24 protein-coding genes are annotated in these 26250 nt (G+C 71.0%); 3 read left to right on the plus strand and 21 right to left on the minus strand.

What is annotated here, in order from left to right; all coding sequences use genetic code 11:
• The first annotated feature begins 80 nt into the window (after window positions 1-80).
• The 3 genes from ACIF8T_RS30965 to ACIF8T_RS30975 all read left to right on the plus strand — a co-directional run bounded on the left by ACIF8T_RS30965 (window position 81) and on the right by ACIF8T_RS30975 (window position 3856).
• Window positions 81-1268, plus strand: a complete 1188-nt coding sequence (locus ACIF8T_RS30965; protein WP_400039531.1) for a sensor histidine kinase — start codon at window positions 81-83, stop codon at window positions 1266-1268.
• Window positions 1265-1906 (plus strand): response regulator, encoded by a 642-nt coding sequence (locus tag ACIF8T_RS30970; RefSeq protein WP_400039533.1) that lies wholly within the window; start codon window positions 1265-1267, stop codon window positions 1904-1906. The genes ACIF8T_RS30965 and ACIF8T_RS30970 overlap by 4 nt, the downstream gene beginning before the upstream one ends.
• A gap of 120 nt (window positions 1907-2026) precedes the next feature.
• On the plus strand, window positions 2027-3856 hold the full coding sequence (locus tag ACIF8T_RS30975; RefSeq protein ID WP_400039535.1) for a glycosyl hydrolase family 18 protein: 1830 nt from the start codon (window positions 2027-2029) through the stop codon (window positions 3854-3856).
• A 196-nt stretch (window positions 3857-4052) separates the two neighbouring features.
• Here ACIF8T_RS30975 and ACIF8T_RS30980 read toward each other — a convergent pair whose 3' ends face one another.
• From ACIF8T_RS30980 to thrB, 21 genes are all read right to left on the minus strand, one after another.
• On the minus strand, window positions 4053-4499 hold the full coding sequence (locus ACIF8T_RS30980) for a DUF2550 domain-containing protein (protein WP_400039536.1): 447 nt from the start codon (window positions 4497-4499) through the stop codon (window positions 4053-4055).
• 129 nt (window positions 4500-4628) lie between these two features.
• Complete coding sequence (locus ACIF8T_RS30985; RefSeq protein ID WP_400039537.1) at window positions 4629-5006, minus strand: F0F1 ATP synthase subunit epsilon; 378 nt, start codon at window positions 5004-5006, stop codon at window positions 4629-4631.
• 131 nt (window positions 5007-5137) lie between these two features.
• Complete coding sequence (gene atpD / locus ACIF8T_RS30990) at window positions 5138-6574, minus strand: F0F1 ATP synthase subunit beta (protein ID WP_400039538.1); 1437 nt, start codon at window positions 6572-6574, stop codon at window positions 5138-5140.
• Window positions 6574-7491 carry a F0F1 ATP synthase subunit gamma gene (locus ACIF8T_RS30995; protein ID WP_400039540.1) on the minus strand — a complete coding sequence of 306 codons (918 nt, stop codon included), beginning with the start codon at window positions 7489-7491 and terminating at the stop codon, window positions 6574-6576. Before ACIF8T_RS30995 ends, atpD begins: the two co-directional genes overlap by 1 nt.
• 21 nt (window positions 7492-7512) lie before the next feature.
• Complete coding sequence (gene atpA / locus ACIF8T_RS31000) at window positions 7513-9102, minus strand: F0F1 ATP synthase subunit alpha (protein ID WP_400039541.1); 1590 nt, start codon at window positions 9100-9102, stop codon at window positions 7513-7515.
• A gap of 130 nt (window positions 9103-9232) precedes the next feature.
• Window positions 9233-10048, minus strand: coding sequence for a F0F1 ATP synthase subunit delta (locus ACIF8T_RS31005; protein ID WP_400039543.1), 816 nt, complete (start codon window positions 10046-10048; stop codon window positions 9233-9235).
• The gene (locus tag ACIF8T_RS31010; protein WP_400039545.1) at window positions 10045-10593 is read right to left on the minus strand and encodes a F0F1 ATP synthase subunit B; all 549 of its coding nucleotides are present in this window, start codon (window positions 10591-10593) and stop codon (window positions 10045-10047) included. The genes ACIF8T_RS31005 and ACIF8T_RS31010 overlap by 4 nt, the downstream gene beginning before the upstream one ends.
• Window positions 10594-10633: 40 nt before the next feature.
• Window positions 10634-10870, minus strand: coding sequence for an ATP synthase F0 subunit C (atpE, locus tag ACIF8T_RS31015; protein ID WP_159535807.1), 237 nt, complete (start codon window positions 10868-10870; stop codon window positions 10634-10636).
• Between the two features lie 78 nt (window positions 10871-10948).
• Window positions 10949-11719 (minus strand): F0F1 ATP synthase subunit A, encoded by a 771-nt coding sequence (atpB, locus tag ACIF8T_RS31020; RefSeq protein ID WP_400039663.1) that lies wholly within the window; start codon window positions 11717-11719, stop codon window positions 10949-10951.
• Window positions 11720-11992: 273 nt separating this feature from the next.
• Window positions 11993-12430 carry a hypothetical protein gene (locus ACIF8T_RS31025; protein ID WP_400039547.1) on the minus strand — a complete coding sequence of 146 codons (438 nt, stop codon included), beginning with the start codon at window positions 12428-12430 and terminating at the stop codon, window positions 11993-11995.
• A gap of 312 nt (window positions 12431-12742) precedes the next feature.
• Window positions 12743-14071, minus strand: a complete 1329-nt coding sequence (locus tag ACIF8T_RS31030) for an MraY family glycosyltransferase (RefSeq protein WP_400039549.1) — start codon at window positions 14069-14071, stop codon at window positions 12743-12745.
• A gap of 128 nt (window positions 14072-14199) precedes the next feature.
• Entirely contained in the window at window positions 14200-15438 is a 1239-nt protein-coding gene (gene glyA, locus ACIF8T_RS31035) for a serine hydroxymethyltransferase (protein ID WP_400039551.1), read from the minus strand.
• Window positions 15439-15509: 71 nt separating this feature from the next.
• Complete coding sequence (locus tag ACIF8T_RS31040; protein ID WP_400039553.1) at window positions 15510-16169, minus strand: protein-tyrosine-phosphatase; 660 nt, start codon at window positions 16167-16169, stop codon at window positions 15510-15512.
• Window positions 16170-16221: 52 nt separating this feature from the next.
• Entirely contained in the window at window positions 16222-16869 is a 648-nt protein-coding gene (locus tag ACIF8T_RS31045) for an L-threonylcarbamoyladenylate synthase (protein WP_400039555.1), read from the minus strand.
• Window positions 16870-16921: 52 nt separating this feature from the next.
• Window positions 16922-17761, minus strand: coding sequence for a peptide chain release factor N(5)-glutamine methyltransferase (gene prmC, locus ACIF8T_RS31050; RefSeq protein WP_400039557.1), 840 nt, complete (start codon window positions 17759-17761; stop codon window positions 16922-16924).
• 96 nt (window positions 17762-17857) lie between these two features.
• Complete coding sequence (prfA, locus tag ACIF8T_RS31055; protein WP_400039559.1) at window positions 17858-18925, minus strand: peptide chain release factor 1; 1068 nt, start codon at window positions 18923-18925, stop codon at window positions 17858-17860.
• Window positions 18926-19036: 111 nt separating this feature from the next.
• Window positions 19037-19261 carry a 50S ribosomal protein L31 gene (rpmE, locus tag ACIF8T_RS31060; RefSeq protein WP_019326867.1) on the minus strand — a complete coding sequence of 75 codons (225 nt, stop codon included), beginning with the start codon at window positions 19259-19261 and terminating at the stop codon, window positions 19037-19039.
• A 158-nt stretch (window positions 19262-19419) separates the two neighbouring features.
• On the minus strand, window positions 19420-20532 hold the full coding sequence (locus ACIF8T_RS31065; protein WP_400039560.1) for an LCP family protein: 1113 nt from the start codon (window positions 20530-20532) through the stop codon (window positions 19420-19422).
• A 194-nt stretch (window positions 20533-20726) separates the two neighbouring features.
• Window positions 20727-22532, minus strand: coding sequence for a trypsin-like serine protease (locus ACIF8T_RS31070; RefSeq protein WP_400039665.1), 1806 nt, complete (start codon window positions 22530-22532; stop codon window positions 20727-20729).
• Window positions 22533-22683: 151 nt separating this feature from the next.
• Window positions 22684-24699 carry a transcription termination factor Rho gene (rho, locus tag ACIF8T_RS31075; protein ID WP_400039562.1) on the minus strand — a complete coding sequence of 672 codons (2016 nt, stop codon included), beginning with the start codon at window positions 24697-24699 and terminating at the stop codon, window positions 22684-22686.
• Window positions 24700-25113: 414 nt separating this feature from the next.
• Window positions 25114-26031: a homoserine kinase gene (thrB, locus tag ACIF8T_RS31080; RefSeq protein ID WP_400039563.1), complete on the minus strand. Its 918-nt coding sequence runs from the start codon at window positions 26029-26031 to the stop codon at window positions 25114-25116.
• Window positions 26032-26250: the final 219 nt, after the last annotated feature.

Below are 26250 nucleotides of genomic sequence, written 5' to 3' on the forward strand. Positions count from 1 at the left end.
CGCCGCTACATCGAAGGATGCAGTCCCGGACCCTCCGCACGGACCAGGCGGACGGCGGGACGGCCGTGTTGGATGGTGCCATGGCCGTACCGCTCCCCCGCCCGCACCGCTTCGACGTGTACGTCGCGGCGGGCGGGCTGCTCGGCGGGCTGCTGCTGTGGGGCATCGGCCTGGGCACCCGGCCCCGCGACGAGCCGATCGTGCTCCTCCCCGGGCCGTGGCCGCTCCTCGTGCCGCTCGCCGTGACGGCCGGCTGCGAACTGCTGCGCCGGACCGCCCCGCGCACCGCCCTGGCCACCGGCACGGCCGCCCTGGTGCTGGACACCGTGACGCAGGGCAACCTGGTCACGCTGCTGATGTACACCGACCTCATGTACGCGGCCGTCCTGTACGGCACGCCCGCCTCGGCGCGCCGCATCCCCTGGATCACCGGCCTGCTCAGCGTGGCCGCGTCGGTGGTGCCGTACGCGGTGTGGCGGGTGCCGGAGGCGCTGCTGATCGGGGTGGCCGTCGGCATCCTGGCGTTCGCGCCCGCCTCCACCGGCCTGATCGTGCGCTACCACCGCGACGCCGCCGAGACGGCCCGGCTGCGCGCCGAGCAGACCGCGCTGCTCGCCGAGATGGACCGCACCCAGGCGGTCACCGCCGAGCGCGCCCGGATGGCCCGCGAGCTGCACGACATGGTCGCCAACCACCTCTCCGCGATCGCCATCCACTCCACCGCCGCGCTCTCCCTGGACGATCCGGCGACCTCCCGGGAGGCGCTCGGCGTCATCCGGGAGAACAGCGTCGAGGGGCTGGCCGAGATGCGGCGGCTGATCGGGATCCTGCGGGACTCCAGCGGGGACAGCGCGCCCGCCGCCGCCCCCACCCTCGACGGCCTCGGCAGCCTCGTGGACAGCGCCCGCGCCAACGGGCTGGACGTCGATCTGACGGCCGACCACGGCGGCTCCCTGCCGGCGCCGGTGGAGCTGGCGGCGTACCGCATCGTGCAGGAGTCCCTGACCAACGCCCTCAAGCACGCCGGCCCCGGCCGGGTCGCGGTCGCGCTCGGCCGCCGGGACGGCTGCCTGCGCATCACCGTCACCAGCCCGTACGGCGACCGCGACGGCCCGCGCGCCCCGGGCTCCGGCGCGGGGCTGGTCGGCATGCGGGAGCGGGCCGCGCTGCTGGACGGCAGCTTCACGGCGGGCCCGGAGACCTCGCCGCGCGGCACCGTCTGGGCCGTGCGCGCCACCCTCCCCGTCACCGAAGGAGAACCCGAATGATCCGCGTCCTGGTCGCCGAGGACCAGTCCGCCGTCCGCGCGGGGCTGGTGCTGATCCTGCGCAGCGCGCCCGACATCGAGGTGGTCGGCGAGGCGGCGGACGGGGAGCGGGCGGTGGCGCTGGCCCGCGAGCTGCGGCCCGACCTGGTGCTCATGGACGTGCAGATGCCGCGCCTGGACGGGGTGTCGGCGACCCGGCAGGTGGTCGCCGAGGGCCTCTCCGACGTCCTGGTGCTGACCACCTTCGACCTGGACGCGTACGTCTTCGGGGCGCTGCGCGCGGGCGCGTCCGGCTTCCTGCTGAAGGACGCCGACGCCAGGGACCTGCTGGAGGCGGTCCGGACGGTGGCGCGCGGCGAGGGGCTGATCGCGCCGGCCGTGACCCGGCGGCTGATCGCGGAGTTCGCGGCGAGGCCGGTCCGGGAACCGGCGGCCGACCCGGCGGTCCTCGACCAGCTCACCCGGCGTGAGCGCGAGGTGCTGTCCTGCCTCGGCGAGGGCCTGTCCAACGCGGGGATCGCGGCCCGGCTGGACATGGCCGAGGCGACGGTGAAGACGCACGTCAGCCGTCTGTTGGGGAAGCTGGGGCTGCGCAGCCGGGTGCAAGCGGCCGTCCTCGCCCAGGAGTTGGGGGTCTGACCACCCCGTGCGACGAGTGGTCCAGACCTATTGACCTATGGTCCAGACCTTTCTATTCTCGCCGCACTGTGGGCATGAGGCTCAGTCATGCCCCCGACACCCCCGACGAGGAGGCGCACCATGCGCTTCAGACACAGAGCCGCGGCAGGGTTCGCGACCCTGTTGCTCCCCTTCGCCGGCCTGGTCGGCCTGGCGAGCCCCGCCCAGGCCGCCACGTCCGCCACCGCGACCTACGCCAAGACCCAGGACTGGGGCTCCGGCTTCGAGGGCAAGTGGACGGTGAAGAACACCGGCACCACGACCCTCAGCTCCTGGACCGTCGAGTGGGACTTCCCCTCCGGCACCTCCGTCACCTCCTCCTGGGACGCCGACGTCACCTCCTCCGGCACCCACTGGACCGCCAAGAACAAGGCCTGGAACGGCACCCTCGCCCCCGGCGCCTCCGTCACCTTCGGCTTCAACGGCTCCGGCACCGGCTCCCCCGCCAACTGCAAGCTCAACGGCGGCAGCTGTGACGGCGGCGGCACCGTCCCCGGCGACGCGGCCCCCTCGGCGCCCGGCACCCCCACCGCCTCCGGCGTCACCGACACCTCGGTGAAGCTCTCCTGGCCGGCCGCCACCGACGACAAGGGCGTCAAGAACTACGACGTCCTGCGCGACGGCGCCAAGGTCGCCACCGTGACGGCCACCTCGTACACGGACACCGGCCTGAAGGCCGGCACCGACTACTCCTACAGCGTCCAGGCCCGCGACACCGCCGACCAGACCGGTCCGGTCAGCGGCTCGGTGAAGGTGCGCACCACGGGCGGCACCGAGGAGCCGCCGCCCACCGGCGGCGACAAGGTCAAGCTCGGCTACTTCACCGAGTGGGGCGTCTACGGCCGCAACTACCACGTCAAGAACCTGGTGACGTCCGGCTCGGCCGCCAAGATCACCCACATCAACTACGCGTTCGGCAACGTCAAGAACGGTCAGTGCACCGTCGACGACACCTTCGCCGCGTACGAGAAGGCCTACACCGCCGACCAGTCCGTCAGCGGCACCGCCGACACCTGGGACCAGCCGCTGCGCGGCAACTTCAACCAGCTGCGCCAGCTCAAGGCGAAGTACCCGCACATCAAGGTGCTGTACTCCTTCGGCGGCTGGACCTACTCCGGCGGCTTCGGCCAGGCCGCGCAGAACGCCGCCGCGTTCGCCAAGTCCTGCAAGGCCGTCGTGGAGGACCCGCGCTGGGCCGACGTCTTCGACGGCATCGACATCGACTGGGAGTACCCGAACGCCTGCGGCCTGACCTGCGACACCTCCGGTCCCGCCGCGTTCAGGACCCTCTCCCAGGCGCTGCGCGCCGAGTTCGGCAAGGACTACCTGATCACCGCCGCCATCACCGCGGACGGCACGGACGGCGGCAAGATCGACGCGGCCGACTACGGCGGCGCCGCGCAGTACCTCGACTGGTACAACGTGATGACGTACGACTACTTCGGCGCCTGGGACAAGACCGGCCCGACCGCCCCGCACTCGCCGCTCACGTCGTACAGCGGCATCCCGAAGGAGGGCTTCACCTCCGCCGCCGCCATCGCCAAGCTGAAGGCCAAGGGCGTCCCGGCGAGCAAGCTGCTGCTCGGCATCGGCTTCTACGGCCGCGGCTGGACCGGCGTCACCCAGTCCGCCCCCGGCGGCACGGCGACCGGCCCGGCGGCCGGCACCTACGAGGCGGGCATCGAGGACTACAAGGTCCTCAAGACCTCCTGCCCCGCCACCGGCACGATCGCCGGCACGGCCTACGCCCACTGCGGCAGCAACTGGTGGTCCTACGACACCCCCGCCACCATCGGCACCAAGATGACCTGGGCCAAGAACCAGGGCCTGGGCGGCGCCTTCTTCTGGGAGTTCAGCGGCGACACCGGCAACGGTGAGCTCGTCTCCGCGATCGACTCCGGCCTGAAGTAGGCACCCGGACCGTCGCATGACGGAAGGGGCGGCACCGTACGGTGCCGCCCCTTTCGACGTGCGGGAGGGTGTCCCGCGGCCGGGCCACGTTCGCCGTCCCCCGGCGGGACCCCGCGAACGCCGCTACGCGACGTTCACCCTCCCCCAGCAGCTCCGCTGCCGGGGGCACCCCCATCCAGCGGGATCCCGAACGCCGCTACGCGACGTTCACCCGCTGGCCGGGCGGCGCCGCCTCCAGCCAGGCGAGGAAACCGGTCAGCGCGTCCTCGCTCATCGCCAGTTCCAGGCGCGTGCCCCGGTGCAGGCAGGCCAGGATCACCGAGTCGGACAGCAGCGCCAGCTCCTCCTCGCCCTCGGGGACCCGGCGGCCGGCCACCTCGATGGCGGAGCGCTCCAGGACGCGGCGCGGGCGCGGGGCGTAGGAGAAGACGCGGTACCACTCCACGCGGTCGCCGTTGTACCGGGCCACCCCGTAGGCCCAGCCCTTGCCGCCGGCGTCGCCCTGTTCGGGGGCGTCCCAGCGCAGGCTGCAGTCGAAGGTGCCGCCCGAGCGCTGGATCAGCCGGCGGCGCAGTCCGAAGACGAACAGGCCCACGATCACGAGGGCCACGACGATTCCGCACACAGTCAGAGCGAGGACCATCGGCACCGACCTCCTCGTCTCCTAGGTAACGGAACGGAAAAAACACCCAGATCTGCCTCAGCCGCGGTCGGCTCCGGATTGTTCCGGTGCCGACCGCGGCTGAGTGACGTCATAACACGACGGGCAGGGTCAACGCGCCGCCGTGGCCGCTCGCAGGCGAACGTCCGCGCGACGCTGGGCGGCGGTGTCGTCCTCCGCCTTCGCGCGCTCCAGCTCCCGCTCCGCGCTCTGGACGTCGATCTCGTCCGCGAGCTCGGCGGTCTCCGCCAGCAGCGAGAGCTTGTTGTCCGCGAACGAGATGAAACCGCCGTGCACCGCGGCGACGACCGTCCCGCCCTCACGCGTACGGATGGTCACCGGGCCCGACTCCAGCACACCGAGCAGCGGCTGGTGACCGGGCATGACGCCGATGTCGCCGGACGTGGTGCGCGCGACGACCAGGGTGGCCTCGCCGGACCAGACCTCTCGGTCGGCCGCGACCAGCGCGACGTGCAGCTCAGCAGCCAAGGTGGCTCCTCGGGTCACCACCCGGCGGGACTGCCGGGTGTTGGTTACAAGTCTAGTGGGCGTGACCGAGGGGGCGGGACGGGCCCGCCCCCTCGGGTGTGAGCCCCCGGGGGCTCACGGTGAGCTCGGGGTCAGGAGACGCCCAGCTCCTTCGCGTTCTTCTTCAGGTCCTCGATACCACCGCACATGAAGAACGCCTGCTCAGGGAAGTGGTCGTACTCGCCGTCGCAGATCGCGTTGAAGGCCGCGATCGACTCGTCCAGCGGGACGTCCGACCCGTCGACGCCGGTGAACTGCTTGGCGACGTGGGTGTTCTGGGACAGGAAGCGCTCCACGCGACGGGCACGGTGGACGACGAGCTTGTCCTCCTCGCCGAGCTCGTCGATACCGAGGATCGCGATGATGTCCTGCAGGTCCTTGTACTTCTGCAGGATGTTCTTCACGCGCATGGCCGCGTCGTAGTGGTCCTGCGCGATGTAGCGCGGGTCCAGGATGCGGGACGTGGAGTCCAGCGGGTCGACGGCCGGGTAGATGCCCTTCTCCGAGATCGGACGGGACAGCACCGTCGTCGCGTCGAGGTGGGCGAAGGTGGTGGCCGGGGCCGGGTCGGTCAGGTCGTCCGCGGGGACGTAGATCGCCTGCATCGAGGTGATCGAGTGACCGCGGGTCGAGGTGATGCGCTCCTGGAGGAGACCCATCTCGTCGGCCAGGTTCGGCTGGTAGCCCACCGCGGAGGGCATGCGGCCGAGCAGGGTCGACACCTCGGAACCGGCCTGGGTGAAGCGGAAGATGTTGTCGATGAAGAACAGCACGTCCTGCTTCTGGACGTCGCGGAAGTACTCCGCCATCGTCAGACCGGCCAGCGCCACGCGCAGACGGGTGCCCGGGGGCTCGTCCATCTGACCGAAGACCAGTGCGGTCTTGTCGATGACGCCCGACTCGCTCATCTCGTCGATGAGGTCGTTGCCCTCACGGGTGCGCTCACCGACACCGGCGAACACCGACACACCGTCGTGGTTGTTGGCGACGCGGTAGATCATCTCCTGGATGAGCACCGTCTTGCCGACGCCGGCGCCGCCGAACAGACCGATCTTGCCGCCCTTGACGTACGGGGTCAGCAGGTCGATGACCTTGACGCCGGTCTCGAACATCTCGGTCTTCGACTCGAGCTCGTCGAAGTTCGGCGCCTTGCGGTGGATCGGCCAGCGCTCACCGTCGTAGGACTCGTTGACGTTCAGCACCTCACCGAGGGTGTTGAACACCTTGCCCTTGGTGAAGTCGCCGACCGGCACCGAGATGGAGGCGCCCGTGTCGGTCACCGGGGCCTGGCGGACCAGACCGTCGGTGGGCTGCATGGAGATGGTGCGGACCAGGCCGTCACCCAGGTGCTGGGCGACCTCCAGGGTCAGCGTCTTGAGTTCGCCCTCGTTCGCCGGGTCGGCGACCTGGACGTGCAGGGCGTTGTAGATCTCCGGCATCGCGTCGACGGGGAACTCCACGTCGACGACCGGGCCGATGACCCGGGCGACGCGGCCCGTAGCCGTCGCGGTCTCAACAGTGGTGGTCATTAGCTGTCACTCCCCGCGGTCGCGTCGGCCAGGGCGCTGGCGCCACCGACGATCTCGCTGATTTCCTGGGTGATTTCGGCCTGGCGGGCCGCGTTGGCAAGACGGGAGAGCGTGTTGATCAGCTCGCCCGCGTTGTCGGTGGCCGACTTCATCGCGCGCCGCGTGGCGGCGTGCTTCGAAGCGGCCGACTGGAGCAGCGCGTTGTAGATGCGGCTCTCCACGTAGCGCGGCAGCAGGGCGTCGAGGACGTCCTCCGCCGAGGGCTCGAAGTCGTACAGCGGAAGGATCTCGCCCTTGGCGGACGTCTCCTCCGCGACCTCTTCGAGGCGCAGCGGAAGCAGCCGGGAGTCGACCGCCGTCTGCGTCATCATCGACACGAACTCGGTGTAGACGATGTGGAGTTCGTCCACGCCGCCGTCCGCCGTCTCCTTCTCGATGGCCTCGATCAGCGGGGCCGCGACCTTCTTGGCGTCCGCGTACGAGGGCTCGTCGGTGAAGCCGGTGAACGTCGCCGCGATGGTGCGCTCACGGAAGTTGTAGTGCGCGACACCACGACGGCCGACGATGTACGTCTCGACCTGCTTGCCCTCGCGCTCCAGGCGCTCGGTCAGCTGCTCCGCCGTCTTGATGGCGTTGGAGTTGAAGGCGCCGGCCAGACCGCGGTCGCTCGTCAGGAGCAGGACCGCGGCACGGGTCGGGTTCTCCGCCTCCGTGGTCAGCGGGTGCTTGGTGTTCGAACCGGTACCGACCGCCGTGACCGCGCGGGTCAGTTCCCGCGCGTACGGCGTGGAGGCCGCCACCTTGCGCTGCGCCTTGACGACGCGCGAGGCGGCGATCATCTCCATCGCCTTGGTGATCTTCTTGGTCGCGGTGACGGATCGGATGCGACGCTTGTAGACCCGGAGCTGAGCTCCCATGAGTCAGGTCCCTTCCTTACGTCACTTGGCGGCGGACGGGGCGTCCTCGCCGAGCAGCTTGCCGTCGCTCGTCTCGAACTGCTTCTTGAAGGCCGTGATCGCCTCGGCCACCGCCTGCAGGGTGTCGTCGGACATCTTGCCGCCCTCGCGGATGGAGGTCATGAGGCCCTGCTCCTTGCGGTGCAGGTACTCCAGGAGCTCCCTCTCGAAGCGGCGGATGTCGGCGACGGGCACGTCGTCCATCTTGCCGGTGGTGCCGGCCCAGACGGAGACGACCTGGTCCTCGGTGGACATCGGCTGGTACTGGTCCTGCTTCAGCAGCTCGACCATGCGCTGACCGCGCTCCAGCTGCGCCTTCGACGCGGCGTCCAGGTCGGAACCGAAGGCGGCGAACGCCTCCAGCTCACGGAACTGGGCGAGGTCCACGCGCAGACGGCCGGAGACCTGCTTCATCGCCTTGTGCTGGGCGGAGCCACCGACGCGGGAGACCGAGATACCGACGTTCAGGGCCGGGCGCTGGCCGGCGTTGAACAGGTCGGACTCCAGGAAGCACTGGCCGTCGGTGATGGAGATGACGTTGGTCGGGATGAACGCCGAGACGTCGTTGGCCTTGGTCTCGACGATCGGCAGACCGGTCATCGAACCCGCGCCCATGTCGTCGGAGAGCTTGGCGCAGCGCTCCAGCAGGCGGGAGTGCAGGTAGAAGACGTCACCCGGGTAGGCCTCGCGGCCCGGCGGGCGGCGCAGCAGCAGCGACACGGCGCGGTAGGCGTCGGCCTGCTTCGACAGGTCGTCGAAGATGATCAGGACGTGCTTGCCCTGGTACATCCAGTGCTGGCCGATGGCCGAGCCGGTGTACGGCGCCAGGTACTTGAAGCCGGCCGGGTCGGACGCCGGGGCGGCGACGATGGTCGTGTACTCCAGCGCGCCGTTCTCCTCCAGCGCGCGGCGGACCGACGCGATGGTCGAGCCCTTCTGGCCGATGGCGACGTAGATGCAGCGGACCTGCTTCTTCGGGTCGCCGGAGCGCCAGTTGTCGCGCTGGTTGATGATCGTGTCGACGGCCAGGGCGGTCTTGCCGGTCTGCCGGTCGCCGATGATCAGCTGGCGCTGACCGCGGCCGATCGGGGTCATGGCGTCGACGGCCTTGTAGCCGGTCTCCATGGGCTCGTGCACCGACTTGCGCTGCATGACCGTGGGGGCCTGCAGTTCGAGGGCGCGGCGGCCCTCGGTCTCGATCTCGCCGAGGCCGTCGATCGGGTTGCCGAGGGGGTCGACCACACGGCCGAGGTAGCCCTCGCCCACGGCGACGGACAGCACCTCGCCGGTACGGGTGACCGGCTGGCCCTCCTCGATGCCGCTGAACTCACCGAGGACGATGGCACCGATCTCGCGCTCCTCGAGGTTGAGGGCGAGGCCGAGGGTGCCGTCCTCGAACTTCAGCAGCTCGTTGGCCATGGCCGAGGGCAGGCCCTCGACCTTCGCGATGCCGTCGCCGGCAAGGGTGACCGTACCGACTTCCTCGCGCGAGGCCGCGTCCGGCTTGTACGACTGGACGAAGTTCTCCAGCGCGTCCCGGATCTCCTCCGGCCGGATCGTGAGCTCCGCCATCTGAGTTCCCTGCTCTCCTTGTTGGGCCCGAAGTTTCACTTTGGGGGGATGGGGACTCCCCCCAACAGGAGGTGAATCCTCTGCACGGCCCAACCAGGGCCGTAAGTACGTACTGCGTGTTGTGTTGCTGCTAGCCCGCCAGCCGGCGGCTTGCGTCTTCCAGGCGGTCCGCGAGGGAGCCGTTGATGACCTCGTCGCCGACCTGCACGCGGATGCCACCGAGGACCTCGGGGTCGACGTCCAGGTTGAGGTGCATCTTCCGGCCGTAGAGCTTCGCGAGGGCGGCGCCCAGGCGCTGCTTCTGCGCGTCGCTCAGCGGCACCGCGGAGGTGACCGTGGCCACCATGCGGTCCCGGCGGTCGGCGGCCAGCTTGGACAGGGACTCCAGTCCCGACTCCAGGCTACGTCCCCGCGGCGCGGTCACGAGACGCGTCACCAGACGCTCCGTGGTCGCGCGGGCCCGTCCGCCGAGCAGGCTGCGCAGCAGCTCGCCCTTGGCCGAGGTGGTGGCCGAGCGGTTGGTCAGCGCGGCGCGCAGCTCGGTGCTGGAGGACACGATCCGGCCGAACCGGAACAGCTCGTCCTCGACGTCGTCGAGCGTGCCCGTCCGCTGGGCGGCGGTGAGGTCGGCGGTGTTCGCCAGTTCCTCCAGCGCGTCCACCAGGTCGCGCGACTGCGACCAGCGGGCGCGCACCAGGCCGGACACCAGGTCGGCGGTGGTCCCGCTGACCTGCGCGCCGAGCAGTCGCTGGACCAGGTCGGCCTTGGCCTCACCGGCCTGCGCCGGGTCGGTGAGGACCCGACGCAGCGACACCTCGCGGTCGAGCAGCGCGGTGACGGCGGCCAGCTCGTCGGCGAGCCGCGCCGCGTCCACGGACGTGGAGTCCGTCAGCGCGTCGAGACGCTCGCGTGCGGCTGCCAGGGCCTCGCGGCTCGCTCCGTTCATCGGCCGGCCTCGGCCTTCTCCTCGAGCTCGTCGAGGAAGCGGTCGATGACGCGGCTCTGCCGGGCGTGGTCCTGGAGGGACTCGCCGACGAGCTTGCCGGCCAGGTCGGTGGCGAGCTTGCCGACGTCCTGGCGCAGCGCGGACGCGGCGACCTTGCGGTCGGCCTCGATCTGCGCGTGGCCGGCGGCGATGATCTCCTCGCGCTGGCGCTGGCCCTCGGCCCGCATCTCGGCGATGAGCGCGGCACCCTGCTCCTGCGCCTCCTGGCGCAGACGCGCGGCCTCGTGCCGGGCCTCGGCGAGCTGGGCCTTGTACTGCTCCAGGACGCTCTGGGCCTCGACCTTCATGGCCTCGGCCTCTTCGATACCGCCTTCGATCGCCGTGCGGCGCTCCTCCAGAACCTTGTTGATGTTCGGAAGCAGCTTCTTCCAGAAGAAGAAGAACACGATGGCGAAGGCGATGGTGCCGACGAGCAGCTCGGGGCCCGGAGGCAGGAGCGGGTTCTGCTCCTCCTCGGCCGCCAGCTGTACCAGGTTGGCGATCACATCAGTGCCTTTCGTCGAAACGTGTCGGTGACCAGCGTGATTACTGACCGAACACGAACGGCATAACGATGCCGATGAGGGCGAGCGCCTCACAGAAGGCGAAGCCGAGGATCTGGTTGGCGCGGATCAGGCCGGCCGCCTCGGGCTGGCGGGCGAGGGCCTGGGTGCCGTTGCCGAAGATGATGCCGATGCCGATGCCAGGGCCGATGGCGGCGAGGCCGTAGCCGATGGAGCCGAGGGAGCCGGAGACAGCGGCGAGGGTCTCAGTGGCAGCCATGCTGGATCTTCCTTCTCTTTACATGGACCGGTGGGGGTTGGCCACCGGACGATCGGAGGTGCGGGGCGGTGGAGTGGCTCAGTGGTGCTCGGCGAGAGCGCCCTGAACGTAGGAGCAGGCCAGCAGTACGAAGACGTACGCCTGGACGGCCTGGACGAAGAGCTCGAAGAGGATCATGACGACGGTCATGAGGAACGAGACGCCGGCGGCCGGGATCATGTAGCTGTTCAGCAGGTACCAGCTGGCGACGGTGAACATCACGAGCAGCAGGTGGCCGGCGAACATGTTGGCGAAGAGCCGGACCGCGTGGGTGAAGGGCCGGACGAGGACGTTCGAGAAGAACTCGATGACCACGACCAGCGGCAGCACCGGGCCGAGCGACTTGTCGTAGCCGGTGAGGTTCTTGAACCCGCCGACGAAGCCGTGCCTCTTGAACGTGAGACCGAGCCAGACCACGTAGACGATCGCGGCGAGCACCGCCGGGAAGGCGATGATCGAGGCCACCGGGAACTGGGCCAGCGGGATCACGGACCAGATGTTCATGATCCAGATGAAGAAGAACAGCGAGACCATGAGCGGGACGTACTTCTCGCCCTCACGCTTGCCGAGGGTCTCGTAGACGATGCCGCGGCGCACGAAGTCGTAGCCGGCCTCGCCGACCATCTGCAGCTTGCCCGGCACCACCTTGGCCTTGCCGAAGGCCGCCCAGAAGAAGCCGATGACGAGGACGGTGGTGATGAGGGAGAGCAGCATCACCTTGTTGAACTCGAACCCGCCGAAATCAGCGATCGGCTTGAAGAGGAACGAGTGCAGGCCCGGAGCCGGGAAGCCACAGCCGTTGTCGGACATGATCCGACAGCTCCAGTCAAAGGCGAGCTGGGTCTGGTCAGCACTCACCGCGGGCTCCTTCGGCGTGACGCATGGGTTCGGCAACCTCGTTGTGTCGGCGCGGCGCGCAGCCGCGGGTCGGCACCGGACTGGTGTTACGAATGTGGGGGCGGCTGGGGGGCATCGAGCCTCGCGATTGAGCAGGCGTCAGCTCAGATGCCCGCGCCCGCGATGCCGCAGTTGGCACCGGACGATAGCAGGAGTTCACACTGGCCTTTATCCCGCCCCTACTCCTCACGACGGAGGCCCTGTCTTCTCGGGCTTCTCGCTCTTCGCGGAGTCGGGGTCGACGTAGAAGATCTTGGCCTTCATATGCGCACGCGCCTGCGCCGCCATCCACACGACGGTGGCCACGACGAGCGAGATCGCGAACGCCTTCGCATTGAAGAGAGAGGTGTCCCTGAAGAGAGCCACGAAGATCATGAGCAGCAGGAGCTGAGCCACGTAGAGCATCAGCCCCATGGCCTGGAACAGCTGCGGGAGCGTTTTTGCCGTCCACTGCAGGACGTAGAGACCGATCCCCATGAACAGGATCGCCAGCACCGCGCCGACGGCGGCTCCCAGCGCACCCTTGCCACCGGCCACCCCACCGCTGACGGCGACGGCGACCACACCGGCAACGGCCGTGGGCACGGCACACTGCACAAGGATCCGGACGTCGTTGGACGGCATGGCGGCAACTCCGCTTTTCACAGGGGGCAAGGGGTGTCGTCATGGACGAGCGTAGTCCCCGGCCGAGAGTGGAGACCTCACACCAATGGACCGTCGCACTGCGGTCCTTCGGCTCTATCCGGGGTTCTCGTGAACCGTATCACAAACTATTTGATGCAGTCTTTACCTGAGAGTGTGCTTGCTGTCACACCTGAGAGTGAATCTGCGCGTCTGAGCGAAATCAAGACCGGCTTGCCTGGTATTGGGGCGCTTTGTACCCCCATCCAACTGCCACGCTTTGGCAATGCTCTAGTCAGATTCTTACCTTGCGCGTCAGCGCGACGTTCCGGCCTTCCGCCGGTCCGGGAGACCGGAACGGTGGCCCACGGCGGTCGCGCCGTTGGCCCCGGAGACGCCGCTGACGACGGGGGTGCGGGGTTCCGCCTCCCGCAGGGCGGGCTCCTGGAGCACGGGCGCGGGCCCGGCCACGGTCCGGCGCCGCCGGTAGCGCGGCGGCACGAAGCGCTCGGCCCAACGCGGGGCGCGCGGCGTGAAGCGCGGCAGCAGGAGCAGGACCAGCCCGATCGCGCTGAGCGCGACCACGCTCAGGACGATCCACATCGACGCCGAGTTCACCGAGTAGGCGAGCGCCCCGAACGCGATCAGCGCGGACCAGAAGTACATGATCAGCACCGCGCGGCTGTGCGAGTGGCCGATCTCCAGCAGCCGGTGGTGCAGGTGCCCGCGGTCCGCGGCGAACGGCGACTGGCCGCGCCAGGTGCGCCGCACGATGGCCAGGATCAGGTCGGCGGCCGGCACCGCGATGATGGTCAGCGGCAGCAGCAGCGGGATGTAGACCGGCACCGTCTGGTGCACGGCCTCCTTCTCGGAGCCGACGTACAGGTTCAGCGCGTCCGGGTCGACCTGGCCGGTGACGGAGATGGCGCCCGCGGCCAGCACCAGGCCGATGAGCATGGAGCCCGAGTCGCCCATGAAGATCCGCGCCGGGTGCATGTTGTGCGGCAGGAAGCCCACGCACATGCCCATCAGGATCGCCGAGAACAGCGTGGCGGGGGCGGCGGCCTCGATGCCGTACGAGTACCAGATCCGGTAGGCGTACAGGAAGAACGCGGTCGAGGCGATGCACACCATGCCCGCCGCGAGGCCGTCGAGGCCGTCGACGAAGTTGACCGCGTTGATGGTGATGACGACCAGCGCGACCGTCAGCAGGGTGCCCTGCCACTGGGTGAGCGCGACCGAGCCGACGCCCGGGACGGGCAGCCACAGGATCGTCAGGCCCTGCACGACCATCACGCCGGCGGCGATCATCTGGGCGCCCAGCTTGATCAGGGCGTCGATCTCGAACTTGTCGTCCAGGACGCCGATCAGCCAGATCAGGGCCGCTCCAGACAGCAGCGCCCGCGGCTCGTTGGACCGCTCGAAGACCTGGGTGAGGTTGGTCAGGTGGTCGGCGGTCAGCAGGCCGGCGCACAGACCGAAGAACATCGCGATGCCGCCGAGGCGCGGGGTGGGCTCCCGGTGCACGTCACGCGCCCGGATCTCCGGCATCGCCCCGGCCACGATCGCGAACTTCCGTACCGGCCCTGTCAGCAGATACGTCACCGCGGCCGTGACGCAGAGCGTCAGCAGGTATTCACGCACGGGCTTCCCCACAGATCTCGCTGGCCATCTCAGCCCCACACCCTAGCGAGGCGTGCATAGGGGTAGGGACTTCCGGGTAGCGACGATGGTTGCACGGACGGCTGTGCACCCGGGTGCGCCTACCCCGCTCAGCGCGGATACGGCGGAAAGGAACCGGCCAGTTCCCGGACGTCCTCCCGGGCCTGCGCGGGCTCGGTGCCGCCCCGCAGCACCCCCGCGAGCAGCGCGGCGATCTTCCGCATCTCGCCCTCCCCCATGCCCTGCGTGGTCACCGCGGCCGTGCCCAGCCGCAGTCCGCGCACGTCGGCGTGCGGCAGCGCGCAGCAGTCCAGCACCAGTCCCGCGGCGGCCAGCCGGCCGCGCGCGGTGCGGCCGTCGACGCCGAGCGGGGCCGGGTCGGCGGTGATCAGGTGGGTGTCCGTGCCGCCCGTCGTGACGACCAGCCCCTCCGTGGCCAGCGCGGCCGCCAGGACCCTCGCGTTGGCGACCACCTGATGGGCGTACGCGGCGAACGCCGGTGTTGCCGCCTCGCCGAACGCGACGGCCTTCGCGGCGATGGTGTGCATCTGCGCCCCGCCCTGCGTGAACGGGAACACCGCCCGGTCCACCCGCTCGGCCAGCTCCGCCGCGCACAGGATCATCCCGCCGCGCGGGCCGCGCAGCACCTTGTGGGTGGTGGCGCAGACGACGTCCGCGTACGGCACCGGCGAGGGCGCCGCTCCCCCGGCCACCAGCCCCATGGGGTGCGCGGCGTCCGCGATCAGGTAGGCGCCCACCTCGTCGGCGACCTCGCGGAAGAACGCGTAGTCGATGTGCCGGGGGTAGGCGATCGAGCCGCACACGATCGCCTTGGGGCGGCGGGCGCGGGCCAGGGCGCGGACCTGGTCGTGGTCGATGAGCCCGGACTCGGCGTCCACCCCGTACCCGACGAAGTCGAACCAGCGGCCGGAGAAGTTGGCGGGCGAGCCGTGCGTGAGGTGGCCGCCGTGCGGCAGGCCGAGGGCGAGGACGGTGTCGCCGGGGCGCAGCAGGGCGGCGTACGCGGCCAGCACCGCCGAGGAGCCCGAGTGGGACTGGACGTTGGCGTGGTCGGCGCCGAACAGCGCCCGGGCGCGGTCCACCGCGACGCGCTCGGCGACGTCGACGATCTCGCAGCCGCCGTGGTGCCGTGCGCCCGGGTAGCCCTCGGCGTACTTGTTGGCGAGCGGCGAGCCGAGGGCCTCCAGCACGGCCGGCGAGCAGAAGTTCTCGGCGGCGATCAGCTGGAGCGTGGTCGACTGCCGCTCCCGCTCGCCGAGCAGGATGCCGGCGAGCTCGGGGTCCTGGCGGCGCAGGACATCGGCATCCAGGGCAGGGCTGACCGTCATGGTGGACTCCGGGCCTCGTCGACGGTGGCGTACGTCCAATGTAGGCCCGGGACGGCGGGGACGCGCGGTCGCTACGTCCGGGCGGGGACGCCCGTCAGGGCGGTGACGACCGGGTCCAGCGCCTGGTGTATCTCGTCGCCGATGGAGCGGAAGAACGTCAGCGGCGCCCCGTACGGGTCGTACACCTCGTCCGCCTCCGCCGTCGGGGCGAGCAGCCACCCGCGGAGCGCGGCGGCCGCCCGGACCAGGGCGCGCGCCCGCATGACCACGCCCTCCTCCAGCGGCGGCAGCGTCGCGGGGTCGATCGCCTTGACCAGGCGGGTGAACTCCTTGAGCGTGAAGGTGCGCAGGCCCGCCGAGTGGCCCATGGAGATGACCTGGGCGCGGTGGTCGCGGGTCGCCGTCAGCACCAGGTCGGCGCGGATGACGTGCTCGTCGAGGAGCTCCCGGCCGGTGAAGCCGGAGGCGTCGGCGCCGAAGTCGGCCAGCACGGTCTCCGCGTGGGCCTCCATGGGCGCCCCCTCGTGCCCCCAGGTGCCCGCGCTCTCCACGATCAGCCCGCCGCCCAGGATGCCGAGCCGCTCCTGCACGAAGTGACGGGTCAGCCGCTCGGTGATGGGCGAGCGGCACACGTTGCCGGTGCTGACGTGGAGGATGCGGAAGGTGTCGCGCGGAAAGCCGAAGGTGGTCGTCTCCTCGGCGACGCGCCCCCCGTTGCCTATGCCACGCATGGGGGTCCCCCCTGCTCGAACGCGGCCGAGAGCCCGGGGGAGGTCGGGGCCGTCAATTCGCCACCTCGAGGTCGGGTACGACCTTGCGCAGCTCGTCCGGGGAGAGCGCTCCCTGGCGCAGCAGCACGGGCACCGGTCCGGTGACGTCAACGATCGACGACGGGACGTTGCCGGGGGTCGGGCCGCCGTCCAGGTACACGGAGACGGAGTCGCCGAGCATCTGCTGCGCGGCGTCGCAGTTCTCCGGCGCCGGGTGGCCGGTGAGGTTGGCGGAGGAGACGGCCATGGGGCCGACCTCGGTGAGCAGCTCGATGGCGACCGGGTGCAGCGGCATGCGCACGGCGACCGTGCCGCGGGTGTCCCCGAGGTCCCACTGCAGGGACGGCTGGTGCTTGGCGACCAGCGTCAGGGCGCCCGGCCAGAAGGCGTCGACCAGCTCCCAGGCCAGCTCGGAGAAGTCCGTGACGAGGCCGTGCAGGGTGTTCGGGGAGCCGATGAGCACGGGGGTGGGCATGGTGCGGCCCCGGCCCTTGGCCTGGAGCAGGTCGGCGACGGCCTCCGGGGAGAACGCGTCGGCGCCGATGCCGTACACCGTGTCCGTCGGCAGCACCACGAGCTCGCCACGGCGGACGGCGGACGCGGCCTCGCGCAGACCGGTCACGCGGTCGGTCACGTCGTTGGTGTCGTATCGCCGTGCCATGTCTAGCGGGCCTCCTCGTACACGTGCTGCGAAGTCGAAGTCGTCGGGGTGCTCACGGCAGGGCCTTGCGGGCCGTGGCGAACCGCGGGCGGTTGTTGAGGTCGGGGTGGTCGGCGGCGTCGGTCCAGCCGCGGTCCTCGGCGAAGATCCACGGCACCTGGCCGCCCTGGGTGTCGGCGTGCTCCACGACGACGACGCCGCCGGGGCGCAGCAGCCGGTGCGCGGTGCGCTCCAGGCCGCGGATCAGGTCGAGGCCGTCCTCGCCGGAGAAGAGTGCCATCTCCGGGTCGTGGTCGCGCGCCTCGGGGGCGACGTACTCCCACTCGGTGAGCGGGATGTACGGCGGGTTGGAGATGACCAGGTCGACCTGGCCGTCGAGGTCCGGGAAGGCGGTCAGGGCGTCGCCCTGGCGCAGTTCGACCCGGGACCCCTCCATGTTCTTGCGGGTCCACCGCAGGGCGTCCTCGGACAGCTCCACGGCGTACACCCGCGAGCGCGGCACCTCCTGGGCGAGGGCGAGCGCGATGGCGCCCGACCCGGTGCACAGGTCGACGATGCACGGCTCGACGACGTCCATGGCCCGTACGGCGTCTATCGCCCAGCCGACCACGGACTCGGTCTCGGGCCGGGGGACGAACACCCCGGGCCCGACCTGGAGTTCCAGGTACCGGAAGTAGGCGCGCCCGGTGATGTGCTGGAGCGGCTCGCGGGCCTCGCGGCGGGCGATGACCTCCCAGTAGCGGGCGTCGAAGTCGGAGTCCTTCACGGTGTGCAGCTGGCCCCGCTTCACCCCGTGCACGAACGCGGCGAGCTCCTCCGCGTCGGTGCGCGGCGAGGGCACGCCGGCGTCGGCCAGCCGCTGGGTGGCCTGGGCCACCTCCGCGAGCAGCACGCTGCGGGGGCTCGGGGGTCGCCCCCCGGGATCTTGCTGCACGCTCGTCCTCCGGTGCTGAGTGCTCTGTCCTACGTACCGCGCCGCGGCGGCGCCTTACGCGGCGGCGAGCTTGGCCGCCGAGTCCGCGTCGACGCAGGCCTGGATCACCGCGTCCAGGTCGCCGTCCAGGACCTGGTCCAGGTTGTACGCCTTGAAGCCGACGCGGTGGTCCGAGATCCGGTTCTCCGGGTAGTTGTAGGTGCGGATCTTCTCGGAGCGGTCGACCGTGCGGACCTGGCTGCGGCGGGCGTCGGCGGCCTCCCTCTCCGCCTCCTCCTGCGCCATGGCGAGCAGCCTGGAGCGCAGGATACGCAGTGCCTGCTCCTTGTTCTGCAGCTGGCTCTTCTCGTTCTGGCAGGAGGCGACGACTCCGGTCGGGATGTGCGTGATGCGCACGGCGGAGTCGGTGGTGTTGACCGACTGGCCGCCCGGGCCGGAGGAGCGGTAGACGTCGATGCGCAGGTCGTTGGGGTTGATCTCCACGTCGACCTCCTCGGCCTCCGGGGTGACCAGCACACCGGCGGCGGAGGTGTGGATGCGGCCCTGCGACTCGGTGGCCGGCACGCGCTGCACGCGGTGCACGCCGCCCTCGTACTTCAGGCGCGCCCACACGCCCTGGCCGGGCTCGATCTGCCCGCGGGCCTTCACGGCGACCTGGACGTCCTTGTAGCCGCCCAGCTCGGACTCGGTGGCGTCGATGATCTCGGTCTTCCAGCCGACGCGCTCGGCGTAGCGCAGGTACATGCGCAGCAGGTCGCCGGCGAACAGGGCCGACTCGTCGCCGCCCGCGCCCGCCTTGATCTCCAGGATGACGTCCTTGTCGTCGCTGGGGTCGCGCGGGACGAGCAGCAGGCGCAGCTTCTCGGTGAGCTCCTCGCGCTGCTTCTCCAGCTCCTTGACCTCGGCGGCGAAGTCGGGGTCGTCGGCGCCCAGCTCGCGCGCGGTCTCGATGTCGTCGCCGGTCTGCTTCCAGGAGCGGTACGTGGCGACGATCGGGGTGAGCTCGGCGTAGCGCTTGTTCAGCTTGCGCGCGTTGGCCTGGTCGGCGTGGACCGACGGGTCGGCGAGCTTGGTCTCCAGGTCGGCGTGCTCGCTGACGAGTTCCTCGACGGCCTCGAACATCTTGGGCTCCTGATACTGCGGGGGAGAGGGAAGGGCGGGCGACCAAAAACGCCGGTCCCGGCGCACGCCTCGTACGGGGCGTGCGGCCGTGGACCGGCGATTGGGGGCTCGCTACTTCTTGGAGCCGGCGGCAGCCTTGCCGAAGCGGGCCTCGAAGCGGGCCACACGGCCACCGGTGTCGAGGATCTTCTGCTTGCCCGTGTAGAACGGGTGGCACTCGGAGCAGACCTCGGCCCGGATGGTGCCGGACTCGATGGTGCTGCGGGTGGTGAACGACGCGCCACAGGTGCAGCTGACCTGCGTCTCGACGTACTCGGGGTGGATGTCGCGCTTCAAGGTGTCTCCTAGGTTTCGGGAGGGCGCCGGGTCGCCGCCACGGGATGCGGGAGCGTGAACCGGAGCCGACGTACCAGTCTGCCAGGACTGGTGCCATCACCCCAAACCGGGGGCCGCCGTCGTTTGTTCCCGCGGGCCGCCCGGGGCCGCCGGCGCCCCTACGGGGCGCTCACCACGCCGTCGGCCTCGCCCGCCGCCGTGCCGTGCGTGGCGGCGGCGGGGATCGGCCGGTCCTCGCGCAGGGCGTCCCAGACCAGCTCCGCCTTGGCCTCCTGCACGACCACGCGGTTGTGGTCGGCCGGGTCGTACCGCACCGGCACGGTCACCAGGTGCAGGTTCGAGGCGCCGATGTCCTTCAGGCCGCTCGCGAACGAGACCAGCTTGTTCACCGAGCCCAGGCCGGAGTCGGTGGTCACGGCCCTGGTCGCGGTGTCGGCAAGGTCGTAGAGCTTCTTCGGGCTGGTGAAGACGCCGATCTCCTCGACCCGCTCGGCCAGGGCCCGGACGAAGGCCTGCTGGAGCTGGATGCGGCCGAGGTCGGAGCCGTCGCCGACGCCGTGCCGGGTGCGGACCAGGCCGAGGGCCCGCTCGCCGTCGAGCCGGTGCGTGCCGGCCTCCAGCTCCAGGTGGCTGTCCGGGTCGTCGATGTCCTCGGTGGTGGTGACCTCGACGCCGCCGAGTGCGTCGACGAGCCGGCGGAAGCCGCTGAAGTCGACCTCCAGGTAGTGGTCCATGCGGACGCCGGTGAGGGACTCGACGGTCTTGACGGCGCAGGCGGCGCCCCCGGTGGCGTAGGCCGAGTTGAACATCACGCCGTCCGCGGCGGGGTGCTCACGGCCCCGGGGGTCGGTGCAGGCGGGGCGGTCGACGACGGTGTCGCGCGGCAGGGAGACGACGCTGGCCTTCTCGCGGCCCCGGTGGACGTGCACGATCATCGCCGTGTCGGAGCGGGCGGGGCCGTCGTCGGCGCCGCCGCCGAGCTTCCGGTTGCCGCCGGAGCGGGTGTCGGAGCCGAGGACCAGGATGTTCTCGGAGCCGTCGTCGGTCTTCTCGGGCCGGTCGCTGCCGAGGACGTGGTCGATGTCGATGCTGCGCAGGTTGCCGTTGAGCTTGAAGTACAGGCAGCCGGCCCCGGCGCCGCCCAGGACGACGATGCCCGCGGCGGTCCAGGCCATGACCCGCAGGCCCCTGTGGCGCGGGCCACGGACCTTGCGGCGGCTGGTCCCGGACTCCCCCGGTGTGCCGGGTCCCGGTGTGCTCTCGGCGGACATGTGCTCCTCGGCTCGTCGGAGGTCGTCTACCCCCTGCGCTCGGTGCCAGGCCTGGTCCGTACCACACCATGGTCCCTCCGCCCGGCCGGACGGGACAACCGGCGGCGGGGTGCGCGACGCGGTGTGCCCACCGCGCGGGGCGGTGGGCACACGACGTGTTCGTTCAACGGGCAAGCACGTGGTCCTCCGCGGCGTCAGCCCCAGAGGTCGTACTGCTGGTAGCCCGTGCCGAGCGAGACCCGGGCGGCGAAGATCTCGGTCGTCGCCTTGCCGGTGCCCTTGTACAGGTACAGCGTGCCGCCGGGCGTGCGGGCCAGGAAGTCGGCCTTGCCGTCGCCGCTGATGTCGCCGACCGCGTCGAAGGCGTTGTAGCCGGTCCAGGCGCTGCGCACCTTGATCCGGGAGGAGAAGGCCTCGGAGCCGGTCCTGCCGGTGCCCTTGTACAGGTACAGGTCCCCGGTGCTCTTGCTGCGGGCGAGCAGGTCGGTCTTGCCGTCGCCGGTGAAGTCGCCGTGGCCGCGCACGGAGTTGTACTGGTTCCAGCCGGTGCGGACCGAGAAGCGGGAGCCGAAGGTGCCGTTGCCCTTGCCCGGGTAGACCCACAGGGTTCCGCCGGAGTCCACCGACAGCAGGTCGGGCAGGTAGTCGCCGGTGACGTCGCCCGGGGTGACGATCCGGGTGCGGGTCTTCCAGTTGTCGGCGAGCTGCTTGGTGGCCCAGGTGCCGCTCGCGGGCACGTAGTGCGTCCAGTAGAGGTCGCCGGTGGCGCTGACCCGGTAGACCAGGTCCTCGTAGCCGTCCCGGTCCAGGTCGGTCTGCAGGACGACGTTCACGCCGTCCCAGTCGCCCCAGGACTCGCGGGTGGCCAGCGAGGTGCCCGTGGAGTTCTTGGAGTAGCCGGTCTTCGTGGAGGCGTTGCGCACCCACAGGTCGGCCCGGTGGTCGCCGTTGATGTTGGTGTCGTCGATGCGCGGGTAGGCGGCGCCGACGTACGTGCTCGCCTTGGCGAAGACGCTGTAGGCGCCCTTCTCGACGCAGTCCCGCACGCCCCAGGACACCACGCCGCCGATCCGGTTGCCGACGACCAGCGGGCCGCCGGAGTCGCCGTTGCAGGCCGAGGTGGTGCCGGTGTCGCTGCCGCTGGCGGGCTTGCCCGCGCAGACCATGTGGCCCTTGACGAAGTCCGCGCCGTAGTAGCCCGCGCAGGTCGCGTCGGACTGGACGGGCAGCGTGGCGGTCTTCAGCGTCTCGGAGATGTCCTGGCTGGTGGAGCTGGTCCGGCCCCAGCCGTAGACCTTGGCGCTGGTGCCGGGCGCGTACGAGGCGGTGTCGCCGGACGTCGTCATCCGGATCGGCGTGACCCTGACGGGGTTCGGCAGGGTCAGGACCGCGATGTCGTTGTCGATGGTCGTCGCGTTGTACGACGGGTGGTTCCACTGGCGCCAGACGCCGGAGACGGTGCCGCCGTGCAGGTCGGTGTCGCCCGCCTCGTCGGTGGTGGGCAGCTGGGCGGTGCCGGTGAGCACGGCGCCGTTGGCGTGCCAGTCGTAGCCCTTGAGGCAGTGCGCGGCGGTGAGGATCTTCGTCGGCGCGACGACGGCGCCGCCGCAGAAGAAGCCGATGTCGTCGGTCTCCGCGGCCGTGCCCCGGTCGTCGTAGTACCAGAGCTGGGCCATCCACGGCGCGGAGGTGATGGTGGTGGTCGTACCGCCGATGACCTTGGCGTCGACCGTGCCGTCGCCGGTGGCCGTGCTCGCGCTCAGCGACGACTTGTCCGTCCGGCCCGCGGTGTCGTCGCCGGCGAGGGCGCCCGCGACGCGCTGCTCCAGCTCGGCGAGGGACGGCGAGCTGGTGGCCGGCTTGACGGCCGGCTGCGGGAGCGGGGTGGCGGCGTCCGCGGACGACGTCAGCAGGACGGCGGTCAGGGCGGCGGCGACACCGGCGGCGGAGGCGGGCAGGACGAGGCGTATCCGGCGTCTGTGACGGCCGGCACCGGACATGGACGTGGGCAAGGAGGTCCCCCCAGAGATGCACGAGATGGAAGGGGCGTGTGAGAACACCCCTCTCCTCTCTGCGCCGAAGGGCCGTTTCCCGTCACCGTGGTGAGGGAAACGGCCCTTCGGGGGCGCGGGGGCGTGCCGCCCCGGACTGCTAGTCGCCGTTGCCGGGCGCCGGCGTCGTCTTCTGGATCTGCAGCAGGAACTCGGCGTTCGACTTCGTCTGCTTCATCTTGTCCAGGAGCAGCTCGATCGCCTGCTGGGAGTCGAGCGCGTGCAGCACCCGGCGCAGCTTCCAGACGATGCCCAGCTCCTCGCTCCCGAGCAGGATCTCCTCCTTGCGGGTGCCGGACGCGTCGACGTCCACCGCCGGGAAGATGCGCTTGTCGGCGAGCTTCCGGTCGAGCTTGAGCTCCATGTTGCCGGTGCCCTTGAACTCCTCGAAGATCACCTCGTCCATGCGGGACCCGGTGTCCACCAGGGCGGTGGCGAGGATGGTCAGCGAGCCGCCGTCCTCGATGTTGCGGGCCGCGCCGAAGAAGCGCTTCGGCGGGTACAGGGCGGTCGAGTCGACACCACCGGACAGGATGCGGCCGGAGGCCGGGGCCGCGAGGTTGTACGCACGGCCCAGACGCGTGATCGAGTCGAGCAGCACGACGACGTCGTGGCCCAGCTCCACCAGGCGCTTGGCGCGCTCGATGGCGAGCTCGGCGACCGTGGTGTGGTCCTCGGCGGGGCGGTCGAAGGTCGAGGAGATGACCTCGCCCTTGACCGACCGCTGCATGTCGGTGACCTCTTCCGGACGCTCGTCGACGAGGACGACCATCAGGTGGCACTCGGGGTTGTTGTGCGTGATCGCGTTGGCGACCGCCTGCATGATCATGGTCTTGCCGGTCTTCGGCGGGGCCACGATCAGACCGCGCTGGCCCTTGCCGATGGGCGAGACGAGGTCGATGATGCGGGTCGTCAGCACGCCCGGGTCCGTCTCCAGGCGGAGGCGGTCCTGCGGGTACAGCGGCGTCAGCTTGTTGAACTCCGGCCGCCCGCGGCCGTGTTCGGGCGCCATGCCGTTGACGGAGTCCAGGCGCACCAGCGCGTTGAACTTCTCGCGGCGCTCGCCCTCCTTGGGCTGGCGCACGGCACCGGTGATGTGGTCGCCCTTGCGCAGGCCGTTCTTGCGGACCTGGGCGAGGGAGACGTACACGTCGTTCGGACCGGGCAGGTAGCCCGAGGTGCGGATGAACGCGTAGTTGTCGAGGATGTCGAGGATGCCCGCGACGGGGATCAGGACGTCGTCCTCGGCGAGCTGCGGCTCGGAGGCGATCTCGTCGCGGCCCCGGCGGCCACGGCGGTCGCGGTAGCGGCCGCGACGGCCCCGGCGGCCGCCCTCGAAGTCGTCGTCGTCCTGCGGACCGGCGTTGCGGTCCTGGCGGCCGCCGCCCTGCTGCTGGCTCTGCTGCTGGCGCTGGCCGCCCTGGCCCTGCTGGTCGTCCTTGCCCCGGCGGTCGCGGTCGCGGTCCCGGTCGCGGTCGCGGTCCCGGCCGCGCTCGCGGCGGTCGCGGTCGCGGCGGCGGCCCTCGCCGCCCTCACCGGCGTCGGAGCGGGCGTCGCCCTGCTGCGCCTGCTGCGGGGCCGGCGTCTCGGCCTTCGGCTCGTTCTTCGCCTCGGCGGCGACCGTCTCGGGGGCCGCGGCGGGGGCGCCGGCCTCGGCGGTGACGCGACGGCGGCGGCGCTCCGCGGGGGCGTCGTCGCTCGCGGCGGGCTGGCCCGGGATCTCGATCTGCTGCTGGGCGACGGCCTTCTCGGCCGGGGCCTCCGTCTTGGCGTCCGCCTGCTTCTCGGCCTTGTCGGCGCTGTCACCCGTGCGGGTCCGCGAGGTGGCGCGGCGCTTGGGCTTGGTCTCGGCGGGGGCCTCGGCCTTCGCCGAGGCACCGCCTCCCGCCTGCGCCTCCTTGATGACCTCGATCAGCTGGCTCTTGCGCATGCGCGCGGTGCCCCTGATGCCGAGGCCGGATGCGACCTGCTGCAGCTCGGCCAGCACCATGCCCTCGAGGCCGGTACCGCGGCGCCGCCGGGAGCCGGCACCGGTGGCAGGCGCGGAGGCGTCCGTGGCGGGCGCGGCAGCGGTCTCCTCGACACGTGCGCCCATCAGATCGGTGGTGTCGCTCACGAAGGGTCCTTCCCTGGAGCGGACGTCGGCCTGTCTGGCTCGGCGACCGGTTGTGCTGTCCGGCTTCGGTCCTTGCTGTGTGGACCGTGCCGGGGCGGTGGTCCGCCTAAGCGGCGGAGGAATCTGGTGATGGCGCTTCCTTGAGCCGTGGCACCCAGTGTCTGTGTCACGCGGCGTGGTCGCACCGGTTCCGGAGCGTGCCCGTCGTACCGCTCAGTGCCCGTGTACGACGTACGGTCCGTCGACGACGTACGGAACACAGTGCGGCTTGGGGGGCTCCCGGAAGAATGTCTGTCCCGGACGGGGACACGAGGCACCTCGCCATGGTGGGGTCGGGTGCAGACTTGAGATTAACACTACCGGATCCAACAAACATTCCCCCTCTCCAAATCCGGCAACCGTGTCAGGCGGTGTCTAGGTGGCGAGCGGCAGCACGCTCGCGCCGTGCGCGTCGAGACTGAGGCGGTTCGCGGCCCAGTCCTCGCCGGCCAGCGCCTCGACCTTGTCGGCGGTGCCCGCGTCGGCCAGCGCCATGACGGTGGGTCCGGCGCCGGAGATCACCGCGGGGATGCCGTCGCCCCGCAGCCGCTCCACCAGTGCCGCGCTCTCGGGCATGGCGGGGGCCCGGTACTCCTGGTGGAGCCGGTCCTCGGTGGCGGGCAGCAGCAGCTCGGGCCGCCTGGTCAGGGCCTCCACGAGCAGGGCGGCCCGGCCCGCGTTGGCGGCGGCGTCGACGTGCGGCACGGTGCGCGGCAGCAGGCCGCGCGCGGTCTCGGTCAGGACCGGCTTCCCGGGCACGAAAACCACCGGAACGATGGAATCGGAGGGCTCCATCCTGATCGCACGGGCCGCGCCGCCCTCCATCCAGGACAGGGTGAAGCCGCCCAGCAGGCACGCCGCGACGTTGTCGGGGTGGCCCTCGATCTCGGTGGCGAGCTCCAGCAGCGCGGTGTCGTCGAGCTTGGCCTCGGCGCCTATGGTCACGGCGCGGGCGGCGACGATGCCGGCGCAGATGGCGGCCGAGGAGGAGCCGAGGCCCCGGCCGTGCGGGATGCGGTTGGCGCAGACGATCTCCAGGCCGCGCGGCTGTCCGCCCAGCAGGTCGAAGGCGGTGCGCAGGGAACGCACCAGCAGGTGGCGCTCGTCGCGCGGCAGCGTCTCGCTGCCCTCCCCCGCGATGTCGATGTGCAGCCCGGAGTCGGCCACCCGGACGACGACGTCGTCGTACAGCCCCAGCGCGAGGCCGAGGGCGTCGAAGCCCGGGCCGAGGTTGGCGCTGGTGGCGGGGACGCGCACCCGGACGGCGGCGGCGCGGAACGCTGGACCGGCCATCGCTCGATGACTCTCCTTGAGCTGCGTGACTGTCGAATGACATTCGATGACGTACGAGAACCCTGGGGCCGCTGCCGGCCGGGGCCGGCCGCTGCCGGGCCGCGGGGACGGCGCGGCACCGGGCATATGCCGGGGCATATGCGGCGGGCGGGTTCGGTACAGCCTATCGAAGGAAGGTTCTGTGGCGACATAGGGCGCACAGGAGGCGCACGATGCGTG

The sequence above is a fragment of the Streptomyces sp. NPDC085946 genome (genome assembly GCF_044540485.1).
Classification (GTDB): domain Bacteria; phylum Actinomycetota; class Actinomycetes; order Streptomycetales; family Streptomycetaceae; genus Streptomyces.

Excerpts from the sequence above, each read along its gene's own strand:
- ACIF8T_RS30965 (WP_400039531.1), top strand. The coding sequence starts at position 81 with ATGGCCGTACCGCTCCCCCGCCCGCACCGCTTCGACGTGTACGTCGCG.
- ACIF8T_RS30970 (WP_400039533.1), top strand. The coding sequence starts at position 1,265 with ATGATCCGCGTCCTGGTCGCCGAGGACCAGTCCGCCGTCCGCGCGGGG.
- ACIF8T_RS30975 (WP_400039535.1), top strand. The coding sequence starts at position 2,027 with ATGCGCTTCAGACACAGAGCCGCGGCAGGGTTCGCGACCCTGTTGCTC.
- ACIF8T_RS30980 (WP_400039536.1), bottom strand. The coding sequence starts at position 4,499 with ATGGTCCTCGCTCTGACTGTGTGCGGAATCGTCGTGGCCCTCGTGATC.
- atpD (WP_400039538.1), bottom strand. The coding sequence starts at position 6,574 with ATGACCACCACTGTTGAGACCGCGACGGCTACGGGCCGCGTCGCCCGG.
- ACIF8T_RS30995 (WP_400039540.1), bottom strand. The coding sequence starts at position 7,491 with ATGGGAGCTCAGCTCCGGGTCTACAAGCGTCGCATCCGATCCGTCACC.
- atpA (WP_400039541.1), bottom strand. The coding sequence starts at position 9,102 with ATGGCGGAGCTCACGATCCGGCCGGAGGAGATCCGGGACGCGCTGGAG.
- ACIF8T_RS31005 (WP_400039543.1), bottom strand. The coding sequence starts at position 10,048 with ATGAACGGAGCGAGCCGCGAGGCCCTGGCAGCCGCACGCGAGCGTCTC.
- atpE (WP_159535807.1), bottom strand. The coding sequence starts at position 10,870 with ATGGCTGCCACTGAGACCCTCGCCGCTGTCTCCGGCTCCCTCGGCTCC.
- atpB (WP_400039663.1), bottom strand. The coding sequence starts at position 11,719 with ATGTCCGACAACGGCTGTGGCTTCCCGGCTCCGGGCCTGCACTCGTTC.
- ACIF8T_RS31025 (WP_400039547.1), bottom strand. The coding sequence starts at position 12,430 with ATGCCGTCCAACGACGTCCGGATCCTTGTGCAGTGTGCCGTGCCCACG.
- glyA (WP_400039551.1), bottom strand. The coding sequence starts at position 15,438 with ATGACGGTCAGCCCTGCCCTGGATGCCGATGTCCTGCGCCGCCAGGAC.
- ACIF8T_RS31040 (WP_400039553.1), bottom strand. The coding sequence starts at position 16,169 with ATGCGTGGCATAGGCAACGGGGGGCGCGTCGCCGAGGAGACGACCACC.
- ACIF8T_RS31045 (WP_400039555.1), bottom strand. The coding sequence starts at position 16,869 with ATGGCACGGCGATACGACACCAACGACGTGACCGACCGCGTGACCGGT.
- prfA (WP_400039559.1), bottom strand. The coding sequence starts at position 18,925 with ATGTTCGAGGCCGTCGAGGAACTCGTCAGCGAGCACGCCGACCTGGAG.
- ACIF8T_RS31065 (WP_400039560.1), bottom strand. The coding sequence starts at position 20,532 with ATGTCCGCCGAGAGCACACCGGGACCCGGCACACCGGGGGAGTCCGGG.
- ACIF8T_RS31070 (WP_400039665.1), bottom strand. The coding sequence starts at position 22,532 with ATGTCCGGTGCCGGCCGTCACAGACGCCGGATACGCCTCGTCCTGCCC.
- thrB (WP_400039563.1), bottom strand. The coding sequence starts at position 26,031 with ATGGCCGGTCCAGCGTTCCGCGCCGCCGCCGTCCGGGTGCGCGTCCCC.